The sequence below is a fragment of the Oryzihumus sp. genome, assembly GCF_036391795.1.
Classification (GTDB): Bacteria; Actinomycetota; Actinomycetes; order Actinomycetales; family Dermatophilaceae; genus Oryzihumus.
Window position 1 is genome coordinate 1 of sequence record NZ_DASVZH010000110.1, and the last position, 15,962, is coordinate 15,962.

Genomic DNA, 15,962 nt, shown 5'->3' on the forward strand with positions numbered 1-15,962 from the left:
CGGGTCGAGCTCGTCCAGGACGTGCCGCAGGAAGGCCTTTCCGAAAGACCCCGTCCCCCCAGTGATGAGGATCGAGGAACCGGACAGGACCGACATTGTGCCTCCTTGGTGGCGCTGGCGTTTACGGCATGATGTCACGGCTGGGAGAACGCACGAGAAGGAGCGGTGTGCGAGCGATGCGGGTCCTCTTCCGCGGCGACGGCGGTGGCCCCCTCGGCGTCGGGCACCTCGTGCGCACGTTGGCGCTGGTCGAGGAGCTGCGGCGGCGCGGGCACGACGCCCTGCTCGCCGGGCACGTCGAGGGTGACCTCGCCCGCCGGCTGCTGGAGGCCGCGGACGTCCCGGTGCTGGCCATGCCCCCTGCCCGGCCGGGTGACGGGCTCGAGGCTGTCGCGGCCCTGCTGGAGGAGCACCCCGCGCAGGTGCTGCACGTCGACCACTACGACCTGGCGCCGCTCCCGGCCGGGGGGCACCTGCCCGGCGGGACCCTGCTGAGCAGCATGGAGGAGGGCTCCTTCGGCCGCCGCCGCGCCGACGTCGTGATCGACCCCACGGTGGGCGCCCAGCGCCAGGACCGCCCGGACGACGGCTCCGCCTGGGTCCTGCGCGGGTCGGAGTTCGCGGCGATCCGCCGGAGTGTGCGCGACCAGCGCCGCGCGAGGCCGGGGGAGCAGCCGGAGCAGGCCGGGCGGGTCCTCGTCCAGATGGGCGGCACCGACCCGCTCGGGCTGACGCCGCTGGTGGTCCGGGCGCTCGCCCGGACCGGGCTGCCGCTGCAGGTCAGCGTGGTCGTCCGGCGAGACCACGTGGCGCAGGTCCGAGAGGCGGCCGGCGCAGCGGCCCACCTGGACCTGGACCTGCACGAGCCGGGCGCCGACGCCACCGCCCTGCTCGGCTCCCACGACCTGGTCGTCAGCGCGGCGGGCACCACGGTGTGGGAGCTGTGCTGCGTCGGCGCCCCGATGGCCCTGGTGCAGGCGGTCGACAACCAGCAGGACGGGTATGCGCGGGTGGTCGCCGCCGGTGCGGCGACGGGCCTCGGCGGTCCGCAGGACGCGGCCGATGCGGAGCGGACCGGGCGGGCCCTGCGCGAGCTGCTGCTGGACCGGCAGGCGCGGCAGGCCATGGCCACCGCCGCCGCCGGACTCGTGGACGGGCTGGGGGCCTGGCGCATCGTGGGAGCCTGGGAGCACGCGCTCGTCCGCCCCGCGCCGGTGCCGCCGGTCCTCCCGGAGGGCTGGACCGTGCGGGCCGCGTCCCGGGACGACGCCGAGCTGCTGTGGGAGTGGCGTCGGCACGTCGACGCGCACAGCTCGCGCTCCGGGCGGACGGTCACCCGGGCAGAGCACGAGAGCTGGCTGGTCTCGAGCCTCGGGCGACGTGACCGCGTGCTGCTGCTGGTCTCCGACGCCGTCGGCGACGTCGGCACGGTCCGCTGGGACGAGCACGCGCCCGGGGACTGGGAGGTGTCGATCACGGTCGCGCCGTCCCGGCGCGGCCAGGGGCTCGCCCGCAGCCTGCTGGCGGCAGGGGAGGTGGAGCTGACCCGGGGGCGTGAGGTCACGGCATACCTCGCGGTCGTGCACGAGGACAACGAGCCCTCGCGCCGGCTGTTCGACGCCGCCGGCTACCTGCCCGACCTGCCGCCCGACGAGGACGGCTTCGCCCGGTTCCGGCGGCCGGGGCCGGGCCGCGTGACGCGCTGAGGCGGCCCGCGGTCCCGCGCGTTGTGTAAAGAATCGGTGTGTCTCGTGTGAAACGCCTGATTCGTGAGGCCGAAGTGACCGATTCTGGACGGCGTATCAGTGAGGTACCTCACGCGACGAATACGACGACACCAGCAGGGGACGTAACGCGATGGTTGACACGGTGGTGCTTGATGCCGGCTCCGACCCGGTAGGAGGGGGGCGCCGCAGACCGGGTCCCGCGGCCGTCTGGAAGGTGGGCCTCGTCGCGGCGGCGCTGACCGTCGCACCCCTGGTCACGGTCGGCAGCCCGTTCCTCGCCGGGCGTGCCGCACCCCACCCCGTCAAGCCGGTCGAGCGCACCGCCCACTTCGTCCAGACGCCCGTCGCGCAGCTGGCGCCGGTCGGCCCCCAGGCGCGCACCGCTGCGCGACCGGCGGCACCGGACCCGGTCGCATCGGCGCGCGCGGCCGCCATCGCGCCGGCCCAGGCCGTCCACGACGGTGTCTCCGTCGTCGGCGTCTCCTGGCCGTCGGGTGGGGTCTCCGCCAGCGACACCTTCCAGATCCGCACCTACGACGCCGGGGTCTGGGGCGAGTGGCAGACCCTCGACCGGGACGACTCGCACGGTCCGGACGGCGCCGAGGCCGCCCGGGCCTCCCACGCGACCCAGCCCTACGTCGTCACCGGGGCGACGCAGTTCCAGGTCCGCGCCCTGGCCGCCGACGGCACCGCGCCGACCGCCGCGCAGGTCACGGCGATCGACCCCGGGGTCTCCGACGCGGACAGTGCCATCGGCGCCACGCCGCCCGGCTCGGCCGCGGCCTCCGCCGCCAAGCCGACGATCTACACCCGGGCCCAGTGGGGTGCCGACGAGTCGCTGCGGCGAGGCAGCCCGTCCTTCGGCCAGGTGCAGGTGGGCTTCGTCCACCACACCGACAGCACCAACAGCTACACCGCCGACCAGGTGCCCTCGATCATCCGGGGCATCTACGCCTACCACGTCGAGAGCAACGGCTGGGACGACATCGGCTACAACTTCCTGGTCGACCGGTTCGGCCGGATCTGGGAGGGCCGCTACGGCGGCATGGACCAGGCCGTGGTCGGCGCCCACACGCTCGGCTACAACTCGTGGTCGACCGGTGTCTCCGCGATCGGCAACTTCGTCTCCGCCAGCCCGCCGCAGGCGATGGTCGACGCGATCAAGCGCGTGCTCGCGTGGAAGTTCACCCTCTCGGGCATCCCGGCCACGGGGACGGTCTCGACCTTCACCACGCAGGCCAAGGACACGTTCAACCGCATCTCCGGCCACCGGGACGCCTACCAGACCACCTGCCCGGGGCAGTACCTCTACGACAAGCTGCCGGAGATCCGCTCGGGCGTGGCCGCGCTGATGGGCTACCTGCCCCGCAGCGGCATCAGCCGCGACGTGGACCGTAACGGCCGCAACGACGTCCTCAGCTACCCGTCCACCGGACCGACGCCCGCCGTGGCCCTGCTGTCGGCCCGGCGGGAGCCCGTCGGGACGGTCACGCACTTCGGCGCCGGGTGGAACGCGCTGCGCCTCGTCAGCCTCAGCCCCGACCTGACCGGCGACGGCCACCCCGACATCGTGGCCGAGGACCCGAACAGCGACGGGCTGCGCATCTACGCCGGCAACGGGCAGGGTGGCGTGACGGGCACCGTGATCGCCCAGGGCAAGGGCTGGAACGCGTTCACCGCGATCGTGCCCGCCGGTGACCGCAACGGCGACGGACACAACGACCTGCTCGCGCGGACCAACGACGGCCGGCTGGTGTTCTATGCCGGTGACGGGGCGGGCTGGTTCCAGCCCGGCGTGCTCGTCGGCACGGGCTGGAACGCCGTGCGCTCGATCTCCGCCGTCGGTGACCTCAACCACGACGGCCACCCGGACCTGCTCTCGGTGCGGACCTCCGACGGCGCGCTGCTGATGTCGGCCGGCAAGGCCGACGGCTCGCTGGCCGGGGCGGTGGTCTGGGCACCGGGTTGGGGGTCCCTGCCGCTCGTGACGGCGGCCGGTGACCTCGACGGCGACGGGAACCCCGACCTGGTGGCCCGCGAGTCCGATGGTGTGATGCGCACCTACTACGGCGACAGCTCCGGGCACCTGACGCGGATGAACCGCTGGGGCGCGGGCTGGAACGTCGCGAGCGCCATCTCTGGCGGCGTCGACTGGACCGGTGACGGCCGTCCCGACGTCCTGGCGGTGATCCCGGCCAGCAACGGCGGGTCGCTCAGCGTGTATGCCGGGACCGGCCTGCGCGACCTCGACCGGTCCTCCTCGTTCCCGACGGTGCCCGGCGCGGACCTGGTCCGCCTGATCGGCGACGTCAATGGCGACGGCTACGTCGACGCGGTGGCAAGGGTGCCCTCCTCCGACACCCTGCAGTTCATCCCCGGCGCCGCGGGGGGCACGTTCGGCACGCCTCGAGTCATCGGCCGTGGCGGCTGGAACGCCATGACCCTGATCGAGGCCGCGGGGGACCTGGACAACGACGGGGTCCCGGACCTCATCGCCCGCGACGCCTACAACAACCTGCGGCGCTACTCGCCGCGGCGCGACCTGACGTTCAAGCCGACGATGGTCATCGGCACGGGCTGGCAGGGCATCACCTCGGTCGTGGGTGCCGGTGCGTTCAACTCCGACGCCAACGACGACCTGGTCGGCCTGCGCGCCAGCGACCACGCGCTCCTGCTCTTCCGCGGCGCCGGCCCCGGGATCCTCAAGGACTACGTCGTGCTGCGCAGCGGCCAGAACGACCTCGCGCAGCTGATCGCCGTGGGCGACTACGACGGTGACGGCCGCAACGACGTGCTCGCCCGGTCCACGACGGGGCAGCTGTGGCTCTACACCGGCAACGGCGTGGGCGGGCTCAACCCCGGCCGCCAGCCGGTCTTCGGTGGCTCGACAGGGAAGGTGCTGGGATGAGGCGTCTCACACGCAGGGGGCGGGCCGGCCTCGGCGGGCTCGTGGCGGTGTCGGCAGTCGTCGCGCCGTTCCTCGTCGCGGGGTCACCGGCGGCACCGGCCAGGGCCTCGGAGACCTATCCGCGACAGGGCTCGACCATCCAGTTCGCGGGGCACGGCTACGGCCACGGCCGTGGCATGTCCCAGTGGGGTGCCTACGGCGCGGCCAGCCTGGGCGTGAAGTACGACCAGATCCTGTCCCACTACTACCCGGGCACGACCCAGGGCAGCCTGTCGGACGGGCTGGTGCGGGTCTGGATCTCGGGTGACAGCGACCGCACCACCGAGGTCGACGGGACCAGCCGGCTCGCCCTGTGCTGGACCGGCTCGGACAACACGGCGCGGATCTCGCACCTGGGGGTCAGCTCGCAGGTCACCGGCTTCAAGATCGTCAACACGGCCGACGGGCTGCGGCTGTTCAGCCGGATGGCCGACGGCACGTTCGCGACGACTCCATGGAGCAGCATCACCCCGTCCGGGACCGCGGCGACCTTCGTCGTGGCCATGACCGACACGCCCGCGCTGAGCGACTGCACCCCCAGCGCCTCCAGCCCGGTGGTGCAGCTGGTCCGCGGGTCCTCCCGCGAGGGGATCCGTGGCGGTGTGCGCGCCTTCGCCGACGGGGCCGCACCCAGCGAGCGCACGGTGGGCGTCATGACCATGTCGAGCTACCTGCGCTCGGTCGTGCCGTCGGAGATGCCGACCGGGTGGGGCGCCGAGGCGCTCAAGGCCCAGGCCACGGCGGCCCGCACGTATGCCGCGCGGTTGCGCTCCGCCAAGTCGTACGCCGCCTACGGCGCGGATGTCTGCGACACCGTGCAGTGCCAGGTCTTCAGCGGCACCGCCACCGAGGACACCAACGGCGACAGCGCCGTCCTGGCCACGGCCGGGAGGTACGTGCTCTACGGCGGAGCGCCGGCGCTCACGGAGTTCAGCGCGAGCAACGGTGGCTGGTCCACCTCCGCCAACAGCTCCGCGTTCCCCTACCTCGTGGCCCAGCCGGACCAGTACGACGGGGTCGTGAAGCAGTACGGACCGTCCTGGCCGAACCCGCACTCGTGGGTCGACTCCGTGCCGGTGTCGACGCTGGAGCAGGCCTACGGTCTCGGCCGGATGACCGCGTTCGAGGTGACCAGACGTGACGGTCACGGCGACTTCGGCGGTCGGGTCCTGGAGGTGCGCCTGGTCGGCACGAGCAAGCCCGGCGGCGTCGTCGTCAGCGGCAGCGCCTTCCAGTCGGTGGCCGGGCTCCAGCACTCCTGGTGGGCTCCCCGCTGGTCGGGGACCCTGCACGAGCTCACCGCCAACGGGACCGCGGACATCGTGGCCCGGGAGACCGGCACCGGGCGGCTGCGCATCTACGACACGACCGCCACCGGCGCGGCCGGCCCGGTGACGGTCCAGGGCGCCGGCTGGCAGGCGGCGACCACGGTGCTGCTCTCGGGCGACCTCACCGACGACGGGCTGGCCGACATGGTCGCCGTGACCACGGCCGGGGACCTGCTCCTGTATGCCGGGGACGGCCACGGCTGGGTGACGAACGGCCGCGTGATCGGCAAGGGCTGGACGACCTACAGCCAGGTCATCGCCCCCGGGGACTGGAACGGCGACGGCGAGCCCGACCTCATGGGCGTCAGGAAGTCCACCGGTGAGCTGGTGTTCTACGCCGGCCTGGGTGGGGGGAGCTTCCGGCCCGGTGTCGTCATCGGGCGCGGCTGGGACCAAGCCGCCCAGGTGACCGGGGTCGGTGACCTCGACGGAGACGGCCGGGCCGACCTGGCGGTCCTCATGAAGGGCACCACCGGCGAGGTGCGGGTCTACCACTCCCTCTCGGGCGGCGGCTTCGGCCCGACCACCGTGGCGGCCAGCGGCTGGACCGGCGTGCGGATGATGCGCGGTGTGGGTGACTACACCGCCGACGGACGCCCCGACCTCGTGGTCGTCCGCAGCGACGGCGCGCTGCTGCTCTACCCGGGCAACGGCAGCACCTTCGGGTCCGCGCGCACCATCGGCGCCGGCTGGCAGGCGCTGGACCTGCTGGGTTGAGCGCCTCCCGCCCGAGGCCCCGGACCGCCGTGGGGCCTCGGGCGGGATAGGCTCCCGGGCGACCGCAGACCGCGACGCAGGTGGAGGCACGGCGTGACCAGGGTGGTGGGCGTGATCCAGGCCCGGACCGGATCCAACCGGCTCCCCGGCAAGGTGCTGCGCCCCCTGGCGGGCCGACCGGTGCTGGAGTGGGTGGTGCGTGCTGCCCGTGACGTGCAGGGCCTGGACGAGGTGGTCGTGGCCACGACCACCGAGCCCGGCGACGACGCGGTCGAGGAGCTCGGCCGCCGGCTGGACGTGCCCGTGGTGCGCGGCAGCGTCGACGACGTCCTCTCCCGGTTCCTGCAGGCGGTCGAGGGTCGCGATGCCGACGCGATCGCCCGGTTCACCTCCGACTGCCCGTTGCTGGACCCCGAGGTCGCCTCGCTGGTCGTCGGCACGTGGCGGAGCCGGCCGTCCCTGGACCACGTCAGCACCGTCAGCCCCCGGTGCCTTCCGCGGGGGCTCGACGCGGAGGTCGCCTCGGTCGCGGCCCTGCAGCGGCTGGCGGAGCTGCTCTCCACGCCGGACCTGGCCCACCACCGCACCCACGTCACGAGCTACCTCTACACGCACCCCGAGGAGTTCGAGGTGGCGGGCGTGACCCTGCACCCGGACGCCTCCGACCTGCGGGTCACCCTGGACACCACGGAGGACCTCGCCCTGATCGAGGCCCTCGTCGAGCGGCTGGGCGACCGTCCGCCGTCCTGGCGGGAGGTGGTCGCGGCGCTGCGCGCGGACGCCGACCTGGTGGCGATCAACGCCGGCGTGCGGCAGAAGAGCCTCGACGAAGGATGAGCTCCCGGCGCCTGGTCATCGCGGCCGAGGCCGCTGCCGACACCGGGGTGGGCCACTTCGTGCGCTGCACCGCGCTGGGTGATGCGGCGGCGCGCGCGGGCTGGGACGTCTCCGTCCTCCTGCGGCCCGACGCCATCGACTGGGCCCACGAGCAGGCCCGTCAGCGCGGCTGGTCCGCGCACACCACCGTCTGGACCCCCGAGGCCGTGATCGGCCACGTCACCACCCTGGGCGAGGGCGCCGTGCTCGTCGTGGACAGCTACCGGGTGGACACCGCCTGGATGTCCGCCGTGCGCGGCCGGGTGCCCCGGCTGGTGCTGGTCGACGACGTCGCCGACCGGCTCCTCGACGTGGACCTCGTGGTGAACCAGAACCTCGGCGCGCAGGAGCTGGACACGCGCCTCGGTGAGGGCACCGAGCTGCTGGCGGGCCCGTCATACGCGTTGCTGCGGCCGGACTTCACCGGTCGCCGCGAGCAGGCCCTGGCCGCCCTCGACGCCCTCCCGGACGTGCCCCGGCGCGTGCTCGTGATGATGGGCGGCACGGACCCCAGCGGGTCCGCCCTCCGGGTGGCCCGGGTCGCGGCGCAGAGCTACCCGCACGCGCAGGTCGACGTCGTCGTGCCCGGGCGCACCAGCGCCCACCGGGAGGGCCGGGTCACCGAGCTGCCCCGCGTGGACGACGTGGCCGAGCGGATGCTGGCGGCCGACCTGGTGGTGACCGCGGCGGGCTCGACGGTGTGGGAGCTGTCCTGCCTCGCCCGGCCCGTGGCCGCGCTGGAGGTGGCCGACAACCAGACGGACGTCTACCGACGCCTGGTCGCCCAGGACCTGGTCATCGGGCTGGGCCGCCTGCCGGTGGACGAGGCGGCGATCGGTGCGGCCCTGCGTTCCGTGACCGACCGCGCGGGGGGACTTCGGGGCCTGGCCGACGGGCTCAGTAGCCTCGTCGACGGCCGGGGCGCCCTCCGGGTGCTCGACCATGCAGGCCAACCCAACGTCAGGAGCGCACACCCATGACGATCACCGTCGGTGACAGCACCAGCCTGAGCAAGACGATCGGCGAGGTCGACGTCACGCTCTACGCGGCCGTCAGCCTCGACACCAACCCCGCCCACCTCGACGAGGTGCACGCGGCGGAGACGCCGTTCGGCAAGCGCATCGCGCACGGCATGCTCACCGCCGGCCTCATCTCGGCGTGCCTGGGCACCCGGCTGCCGGGGCCGGGCACGATCTACCTCTCCCAGGACCTGAAGTTCCGCGCGCCGGTCTTCCTCGGTGACACGGTCACCGCCACGGTCGAGGTCGTGGCGCTGGAGGAGAAGGGCCGCGTGCGGATGCGGACCACCTGCACCAACCAGAAGGGGGACCTGGTGGTCGACGGCGAGGCCGTCGTCCTGCCCCCGCGACAGAAGGGCGCATCATGATCGAGCTCGTCGACCTGGCCGAGGAGCACCGCTGGCAGCTGCTGGACTGGCGCAACGACCCCGACGTCGCGCGCTACATGTACACGACCGACCCGATCCCGCGGGAGGTCCACGACGCCTGGTTCACCAAGCTGCTGACCGCCGAGGACCGACGGGGCTGGGCCGTGGTGATGGACGGCAAGCCCGTCGGAGCCGCGTTCCTCTCCGAGATCGACCCGGACAACGGCCGCGCGTCCTGGGCGTTCTACCTCGCCGACCCCTCCACCCGCGGTCGCGGCGTCGGCTCGGCGGTGGAGTACCTCGTGCTCGAGCACGTCTTCTCCGAGCTGAAGCTGCACAAGCTGTGCTGCGAGGTGCTCTCCTTCAACCAGGCCGTCGTGGCCATGCACCAGAAGTTCGGCTTCGAGCAGGAGGGCCTGCTGCGCGAGCACTGGCTGCGCGACGGTGAGCGGGTCGACGTGCACGTGCTGGCGATGTTCGCCCCCACCTGGGCCGACCGCCGCGACGTCTTCGCCGACAAGCTGCGGGGCCGGGAGCTCATCGCCTGAGACCCCCGCGACGGCGAACGGCCCCGGTCCACCACCTGGTGGGCCGGGGCCGTCGTCGTGCCGGGCTGCCTCAGCGGCTCAGATGAGGTCCCACGTCAGCGGGGTGCCGCGCGACACGTCGCCCGCGAACGTCCGGCCGAGGACCGTGTCGATGAGGTCCGTGGCCAGGCCGCCGGAGGGGCGGATCGAGCGGACGTTCTCGCGGGTGACCGGGTCGCCGGCGCGCACGTCCTCCACCACGTAGAGGGAGCGGCGCACCTTGAGCGTGTCCTGCTCGGCGGCGGTCGGGCCGAACTTCGCCGGGCCGACGGCCAGGCGCGCGGCGTCGGTCTCGGTGACCAGGGCGGCGAGCTCGTCCGGCTCCAGGGAGAAGTCGGAGTCGACCCCACCGTCGGCGCGCTTGAGGGTGACGTGCTTCTCGATGGCCACGGCGCCGAGCGCGACGGCGGCGACCGAGACGCCGATGCCCTTGGTGTGGTCGGAGAGGCCGATCGGGATGTTGAACGCCGACTGCAGCGTGGGGATGGACTGCAGCCGCGCGTCCTCCGGCAGCGCCGGGTAGGAGGCGGTGCAGGCCAGCAGCACCATCTCCTTGCAGCCGCCGTCGCGGGCGGCGTTGAGGGCGGCGTCGATCTCGCCGATGGTGGCCATGCCGCTGGAGATGATCATCGGCTTGCCGGTCGAGGCGACCAGGCGGATGAGCGGCAGGTCGACGACCTCGGCCGAGGCGATCTTGTAGGCCTGCGCACCCAGGGACTCCAGCAGCTCCACGGCGGTCGGGTCGAACGGGCTGGAGAACGGCGTCAGCCCGCGCTCGCGCGCCCGCGCGAAGATCGGCTCGTGCCACTCCCACGGCGTGTGCGCCTCGGTGTACAGGTCGTACAGGGTGCGCCCGCCCCACAGGTCGTGGTCGCCACGGATCCGGAAGTTCGGGCCGTCGGAGTCGATCGTGATGGTGTCGGCGGTGTAGGTCTGCAGCTTCACGGCCTGGGCGCCGGAGTCCGCGATCGCGTCGACGATCTCGAGCGCCCGCTCCAGCGAGCCGTTGTGGTTGCCGGAGACCTCGGCGATGACGAACGGCTTCGCGCCGGCGCCGACCTCGTGCTCGCCGATGGTCACGGGGGTGGGGGTGGGCATGTCAGGTTCTCCCGTCAGACGTCAGGGCCCCCAGCCTACGGGCGAGCGCCACACCGTATGCCGTGTGGCCCGCTCACGCCGGCACCGCAGGGGCCCGAGGGCGTGCGGACACCAGCCGGAAGATGGTGACCGTGCGGAAGCGCTCGACCACGGCCGCCTCGTGGGCCAGCCGCGGCGAGACCACACCGAAGAGGGTGGAGCCCACGAGCCAGTCGACTCCCTTGTCCCGGAGGGCCTGCAGGACCGAGGGCGTCGGGTCGGTGAAGGCGCGTTGGTTCAGCGCCAGCAGCTGCGGGTCGCCGAAGAGCCGGCCCGGCCCCGCCTGGTAGGCCCAGCCCTCGACGAGGGTGCGGCGCTGCCCCAGGCCCGAGACCCACCAGGACATGGCGGCGCAGGAGGGGCGCGCCTCACCGAGGCAGTGGTCGTTCGTGGCGATCACGTCGCGCAGGGGCACGTGCTCGGCGATCCAGGTGCCGGCCCGGGACTCGTCGAGGAGGTTGGCCCGGGCGGCGGCGCTGACCGGCGGGGGGTGGGTGGCGAGGTCGGTGCGCGGGTCCACGAGGTCCTGCAGGGGCAGCGCCACGACCAGCAGGCCCACCACGACGCCCACGCCCAGGCCGGCCAGACCGGGGAGCTGCGGCCGGGCGCGGCGGCGGAACAGGTCCACGCCCCGGACGAGGACGAGGACGACCGTGAAGGCGAGCAACACGGCCAGCGGCTGCCACAGTCCGGCGAGGACCAGTGCGGGGGCGGCTCGCCGTGTCCCGTGGCTCAGGGCGAGGTCCCCGGCCGCGGAGACCACCGCGCCCAAGCCCACACCGGCCAGGGCCACCCGGGCGGCCCGAGGGGAGGACCGGGCCACGGCGGTCAGCCCCCAGGCGCCGAGGACCGCTCCGAAGGGCACCGTGGTGTAGAGGAAGTAGTACTCGCTGTAGCCCGGGTGGGCGATGACGAACGTCGCGAGCAGGCCGGCGGCGCACATGCCGCTGAGCGCCCACGCCATCGGGTCGCGGCGGAGGGGTCGGAGGACCAGGGGCAGGACGAGGAGAAGGGTCCTGAGTGCGCGGACCAGCTCGATGCCCACCATGCCGAGCAGCAGCAGGAGCCGGTTCCCGCCCAGACCCACCAGGCCCGGCAGCACGGGCGTCCGGAGGTTCGGCGTGTGGGAGGTGCCCGTGACCACGTCGTGGTAGGCCCACATCGACGACAGGTCCGAGAAGAGCTGCAGGCCTCCGCCGGAGAAGCCCCCCTGCACCGTCCTGGACCCGACGGCCTCGACGGCGATCAGGCCCACCGCGGTCGCCGCCAGCCTGCGACGGTCACTCCGCCGGCCCCAGGGCAGGACCAGCGCCACGAGGACCCCGCCGAGCAGCACGGGGGTCGACGATGCCTTCGCTCCGACCGACGCCACGGCGCTGAGCGCCAGCAGCGTGACGGTGCCTGTCGTGGCCCGCCGGCGCACCAGGTCGCTCAGGGCGTAGACGAACAGGACGGTGATCGGCATCGAGTAGAGCTGCGACGGGGACAGCGGCGAGAAGACCTCCATCCTCGAGGCGGTCCACGGCCACCAGTCCAGGGTCATGGCCGGGGCGACCAGCCACGCCGCGATGACCGCTGCACCGGGCCGGCCGCTCAGCCGGTGGGCCAGCACGGCGGTGGTGACGACCGTCAGGAGCGCCATCGGCAGCACCCACAGCCGCAGCAGCAGCGTGGGCAGGGCGATCCCGGTGAACGCGTGCGCGGCGGCCATGTGCGCGTCGGCGAACCAGTGGTAGTGCAAGGTCCCCGCCCCGATGACCTGCGGGGTCTGCAGCGGGACCGACCGGGTGGCCTCCGCGGCGAGACCCAGGTGCCACAACAGGTCCGGGTAGTACGGGTGCGCGGTCGGCGGCAGGTCGTAGACGGACAGGAAGATCCGCGACAGGTGCCAGACCAGCAGGGCGCCGGCGGTGGCCACTCCGGCGTTCACCCACACCGGCCAGCGGCCCGCGGGCCGGGTCAGGACCCGGCGGCGGCCGGCCGGGAACCCCAGACCGGCGGCGACGGCAAGGACCGGCCAGAGGGCGATCCACCGCGGATGCCCCGTTGCGGTGGTCGCCGCCCACGCCAGGAGCTCCAGGCACAGGCCCGTCGCCGCGCCCAGGGCGAGGTCGGCCGCCCATGTGTCCTGGGGGCCGCGCAGCGCGCGGTGCACCACGAAACCCGGCAGGACGAGCCCGAGGGCGAGGTACGCGGCATACCCGGCCAGATCTTGCGGCGGTGTCGCGAAGTGCAGCAGCGTGGCCACGCAGGTGGCTGCCAGCAACAGGGCGGGCGCGAGCCGCGCGGCGGTCCGGGAGGGGCCCGCGGCGAAGCGGGGGCGCTGTCGGGGAGCCCTGACGTGGGTCCCGGGGGGGACACGGCCGGCGATGGTCACACGCGCAGACTAGGAACCGGATCTGAAAGGGTTCTTTACGGCCCGGCGGGGGCGGACGTGGCCGGGGCGGACGGTGGCGCCGCCCGCCCCGGCGCTGCGTCAGGTGAGCTCGGACACCAGCTCCGGCTCGGTCTTCTCGCGGACCTCGTCCTCGGTGACGCCGGGGGCCAGCTCGCGCAGCACGAGGCCCTTGTCGGTCACGTCGATGACGGCCAGGTCGGTGATGATCCGCTGCACCACGCCCTTGCCGGTGTAGGGCAGGGAGCAGTCGTTGACGATCTTGTAGGAACCGTCCCGGGCCACGTGCTCCATGAGGACGATGACCTTGCGGGCGCCGTGGACCAGGTCCATCGCGCCGCCCATGCCCTTGACCATCTTGCCGGGGATCATCCAGTTGGCGATGTCGCCGCCGGCGGAGACCTGCATGGCGCCGAGGATCGCGGCGTCGACCTTGCCGCCGCGGATCATGCCGAAGCTCGTGGCCGAGTCGAAGAAGGACGCGCCCTTGCGCAGGGTGACCGTCTCCTTGCCGGCGTTGATGAGGTCGGGGTCCTCCTCGCCCTCGAACGGGTAGGCGCCGACGCCCAGGATGCCGTTCTCGGACTGCAGGACGATCTCGACGTCCTCGGGCACGTAGTTGGGGACGAGGGTGGGCAGGCCGATGCCCAGGTTGACGTAGTCGCCGTCAGCCAGCTCGAGGGCGGCGCGGGCGGCCATCTGCTCGCGGGTCAGTGCCATGGGTCAGGACTCCTTCGACCGGACGGTGCGGCGCTCGATGCGCTTGTCGGCGGCCTGCTCGGGGGTGAGGGGGAGCACGCGCTGGACGAAGATGCCCGGCAGGTGCACCTGGTCGGCGTCGATCTCGCCGGGCTCGACGAGCTGCTCGACCTCGGCGATGGTGACGCGGCCGGCCATCGCGGCCAGGGGGTTGAAGTTGCGCGCCGACTCGTGGAAGACAAGGTTGCCGTGGCGGTCGCCCTTCCACGCCCGGACCAGGCCGAAGTCGGTGACGATGGCCTCCTCGAGCACGTAGGTGCGGGTCTGGCCCCCGCCCATCGCGAACTCGCGGGTGTCCTTGGCGGGGGAGGCCTTGGCCACCGAGCCGTCGGGGGCGTAGCGCCAGGGCAGACCGCCCTCGGCGACCTGCGTGCCCACGCCGGTGGCGGTGTAGAAGGCCGGGATGCCCGAGCCGCCGGCGCGCAGCCGCTCGGCGAGGGTGCCCTGCGGGGTCAGCTCGACCTCGAGCTCCCCAGAGAGGAACTGCCGCTCGAACTCCTTGTTCTCCCCGACGTAGGAGGAGATCATCCGGCGGATCCGCTTGTCCTTCAGCAGGATCCCCAGGCCCCACTCATCGACGCCGCAGTTGTTGGAGACGGCCTCGAGGTCGGTGACGCCCCGGTCGTGGATCTCCTTGATCAGGACCGTGGGGATGCCGCAGAGGCCGAAGCCACCCACGGACAGGGACGAGCCGTCGACGATCCCGTCGACGGCCTCGGCAGCAGTGGAGACGACTTTGTCCATGGCCGGGACTCTAGCCGTGCCCGCGGGAGGCCGGGTGCAGCCCGGGAGGACACCCCTGCCGGGGGAACGGTGTGGCCCGGGCACAGGTGCCCGGCGGGCCACGGCTCGGGGAACTACCGGCGTGTAATTCGACCAAACCGCTTGTCGCCGGTGGGGCGCCACGGGATAACTGATCCGGATGGTGGTGTCGGGACTGGTGTGAAGGATGTGACGCATGGCCAGCACGGTCAGGTGGGCGGCGGCCGGTGGGGCCGCGATCGCCCTGCCCGTCCTCGCCGTGTGGGCGGCCGGCTCGGCCGACGCCGCGACGACCGCACCTGTCCCGGCGCCGCCCACCAAGGCGCTGCCCGCCGCCCTCGACGTCATGACGCCCTGGCAGCCGCAGGTCTCCTGCGACCCGGTCGACAAGCCGGGGGTGCGGGCGTTCGGCGACCTGATGCTGGCGGCGTACAGGTCGGGCAACTACGGCGTGAGCCGCTACTGCGCCACCGACACCAGCGAGCACTACGACGGCCGGGCGCTGGACTGGATGCTCAGCGTCAACAACCCCGACCAGAAGGCGATCGCGGACTCGGTGACCGCGTGGCTGAGCGCGGACAACGGCGCGATGGCCCGGCGCTTCGGGATCCAGTACATCATCTGGAACAAGCACATGTGGCGCGAGTACGACCCCGGTCGCGGCTGGGCGGCGTACAGCGGCAGCGACCCGCACACCAGCCACATCCACTTCAGCTTCACCTGGGACGGCGCGATGAAGCGCACCTCCTGGTGGACCGGCACCCCGGTGACCGTGCCCGACGTGGGCCCGTGCCGCGTCTACGCAGGGGCGTACGCCCCGATCTACTCCGGCCGCAACACCACGCCGTGCCCGGTGAGCCTGCCGGCGGCCCCGACCTCGGTGCACGCCATCGCCGTCCAGGGCCAGAGCAGCCCCGACATCGCGGTGGCCCAGAAGCTGCTCGGGATCACCGCCGACGGGCAGTTCGGCGGTGGGACCCGCGCCGCCGTGCTGGCCTGGCAGCGCAGCCACGGGGTGCCGGTCACCGGCGTCCTCGACAAGGCGACGTGGGCCCGGCTCGCACCGGGTGCGCCGGTCGCGACCACGCCCACGCCGGCGCCCACGCCGGCGCCGACGAGCTACCCGACCTTCCGTCAGGGCCAGAGCAGCCCGACCATCGCCATCGCCCAGCGCGCCCTCGGCGTCACCGCCGACGGGGCGTTCGGGCCGGTCACCTTCAAGGCGCTCGTGGCGTGGCAGGCCAGCCACGGGGTGCCGGTCACCGGCGTCCTGGACGCCGCGACGTGGGCCAGGCTGGTGCCGGCCGCCGGCTCGGCCGCCCCGGCGCCGAAGCCCGCCC

At 73.4% G+C, this 15,962-nt stretch carries 12 protein-coding genes; 8 read left to right on the forward strand and 4 right to left on the reverse strand.

What is annotated here, in order from left to right:
- The first annotated feature begins 176 nt into the window (after window positions 1-176).
- From VF825_RS06575 to pseH, 7 genes are all read left to right on the forward strand, one after another.
- Window positions 177-1,706: a bifunctional UDP-2,4-diacetamido-2,4,6-trideoxy-beta-L-altropyranose hydrolase/GNAT family N-acetyltransferase gene (locus tag VF825_RS06575; protein ID WP_331111425.1), complete on the forward strand. Its 1,530-nt coding sequence runs from the start codon at window positions 177-179 to the stop codon at window positions 1,704-1,706.
- Between the two features lie 235 nt (window positions 1,707-1,941).
- The gene (locus VF825_RS06580) at window positions 1,942-4,635 is read left to right on the forward strand and encodes an FG-GAP-like repeat-containing protein (RefSeq protein WP_331111403.1); all 2,694 of its coding nucleotides are present in this window, start codon (window positions 1,942-1,944) and stop codon (window positions 4,633-4,635) included.
- Entirely contained in the window at window positions 4,632-6,719 is a 2,088-nt protein-coding gene (locus VF825_RS06585) for a SpoIID/LytB domain-containing protein (RefSeq protein ID WP_331111405.1), read from the forward strand. The genes VF825_RS06580 and VF825_RS06585 overlap by 4 nt, the downstream gene beginning before the upstream one ends.
- A gap of 93 nt (window positions 6,720-6,812) precedes the next feature.
- On the forward strand, window positions 6,813-7,556 hold the full coding sequence (locus VF825_RS06590) for a glycosyltransferase family protein (RefSeq protein WP_331111407.1): 744 nt from the start codon (window positions 6,813-6,815) through the stop codon (window positions 7,554-7,556).
- Complete coding sequence (locus tag VF825_RS06595; protein WP_331111409.1) at window positions 7,553-8,575, forward strand: hypothetical protein; 1,023 nt, start codon at window positions 7,553-7,555, stop codon at window positions 8,573-8,575. The genes VF825_RS06590 and VF825_RS06595 overlap by 4 nt, the downstream gene beginning before the upstream one ends.
- On the forward strand, window positions 8,572-8,982 hold the full coding sequence (locus VF825_RS06600) for a MaoC family dehydratase (protein WP_331111411.1): 411 nt from the start codon (window positions 8,572-8,574) through the stop codon (window positions 8,980-8,982). Before VF825_RS06595 ends, VF825_RS06600 begins: the two co-directional genes overlap by 4 nt.
- Complete coding sequence (gene pseH, locus VF825_RS06605) at window positions 8,979-9,530, forward strand: UDP-4-amino-4,6-dideoxy-N-acetyl-beta-L-altrosamine N-acetyltransferase (RefSeq protein ID WP_331111413.1); 552 nt, start codon at window positions 8,979-8,981, stop codon at window positions 9,528-9,530. Before VF825_RS06600 ends, pseH begins: the two co-directional genes overlap by 4 nt.
- 78 nt (window positions 9,531-9,608) lie before the next feature.
- Here pseH and pseI read toward each other — a convergent pair whose 3' ends face one another.
- The 4 genes from pseI to VF825_RS06625 all read right to left on the reverse strand — a co-directional run bounded on the left by pseI (window position 9,609) and on the right by VF825_RS06625 (window position 14,604).
- Window positions 9,609-10,667 carry a pseudaminic acid synthase gene (gene pseI, locus VF825_RS06610; RefSeq protein WP_331111415.1) on the reverse strand — a complete coding sequence of 353 codons (1,059 nt, stop codon included), beginning with the start codon at window positions 10,665-10,667 and terminating at the stop codon, window positions 9,609-9,611.
- 73 nt (window positions 10,668-10,740) lie between these two features.
- A complete protein-coding gene (locus VF825_RS06615; RefSeq protein ID WP_331111417.1) occupies window positions 10,741-13,083 on the reverse strand; it encodes a hypothetical protein in 2,343 nt (780 codons plus the stop codon).
- A 99-nt stretch (window positions 13,084-13,182) separates the two neighbouring features.
- Window positions 13,183-13,821, reverse strand: a complete 639-nt coding sequence (locus tag VF825_RS06620; RefSeq protein ID WP_331111419.1) for a CoA transferase subunit B — start codon at window positions 13,819-13,821, stop codon at window positions 13,183-13,185.
- Window positions 13,822-13,824: 3 nt separating this feature from the next.
- On the reverse strand, window positions 13,825-14,604 hold the full coding sequence (locus VF825_RS06625) for a CoA transferase subunit A (RefSeq protein ID WP_331111421.1): 780 nt from the start codon (window positions 14,602-14,604) through the stop codon (window positions 13,825-13,827).
- A gap of 214 nt (window positions 14,605-14,818) precedes the next feature.
- Between VF825_RS06625 and VF825_RS06630 the strand changes: the two genes are divergently transcribed.
- Window positions 14,819-15,962: peptidoglycan-binding protein (locus VF825_RS06630; protein ID WP_331111423.1), on the forward strand; the 1,144-nt coding region annotated here is incomplete at its 3' end.

Excerpts from the sequence above, each read along its gene's own strand:
- VF825_RS06625 (WP_331111421.1), bottom strand. The coding sequence starts at position 14,604 with ATGGACAAAGTCGTCTCCACTGCTGCCGAGGCCGTCGACGGGATCGTC.
- VF825_RS06595 (WP_331111409.1), top strand. The coding sequence starts at position 7,553 with ATGAGCTCCCGGCGCCTGGTCATCGCGGCCGAGGCCGCTGCCGACACC.
- pseI (WP_331111415.1), bottom strand. The coding sequence starts at position 10,667 with ATGCCCACCCCCACCCCCGTGACCATCGGCGAGCACGAGGTCGGCGCC.
- VF825_RS06620 (WP_331111419.1), bottom strand. The coding sequence starts at position 13,821 with ATGGCACTGACCCGCGAGCAGATGGCCGCCCGCGCCGCCCTCGAGCTG.
- VF825_RS06600 (WP_331111411.1), top strand. The coding sequence starts at position 8,572 with ATGACGATCACCGTCGGTGACAGCACCAGCCTGAGCAAGACGATCGGC.
- VF825_RS06575 (WP_331111425.1), top strand. The coding sequence starts at position 177 with ATGCGGGTCCTCTTCCGCGGCGACGGCGGTGGCCCCCTCGGCGTCGGG.
- pseH (WP_331111413.1), top strand. The coding sequence starts at position 8,979 with ATGATCGAGCTCGTCGACCTGGCCGAGGAGCACCGCTGGCAGCTGCTG.
- VF825_RS06585 (WP_331111405.1), top strand. The coding sequence starts at position 4,632 with ATGAGGCGTCTCACACGCAGGGGGCGGGCCGGCCTCGGCGGGCTCGTG.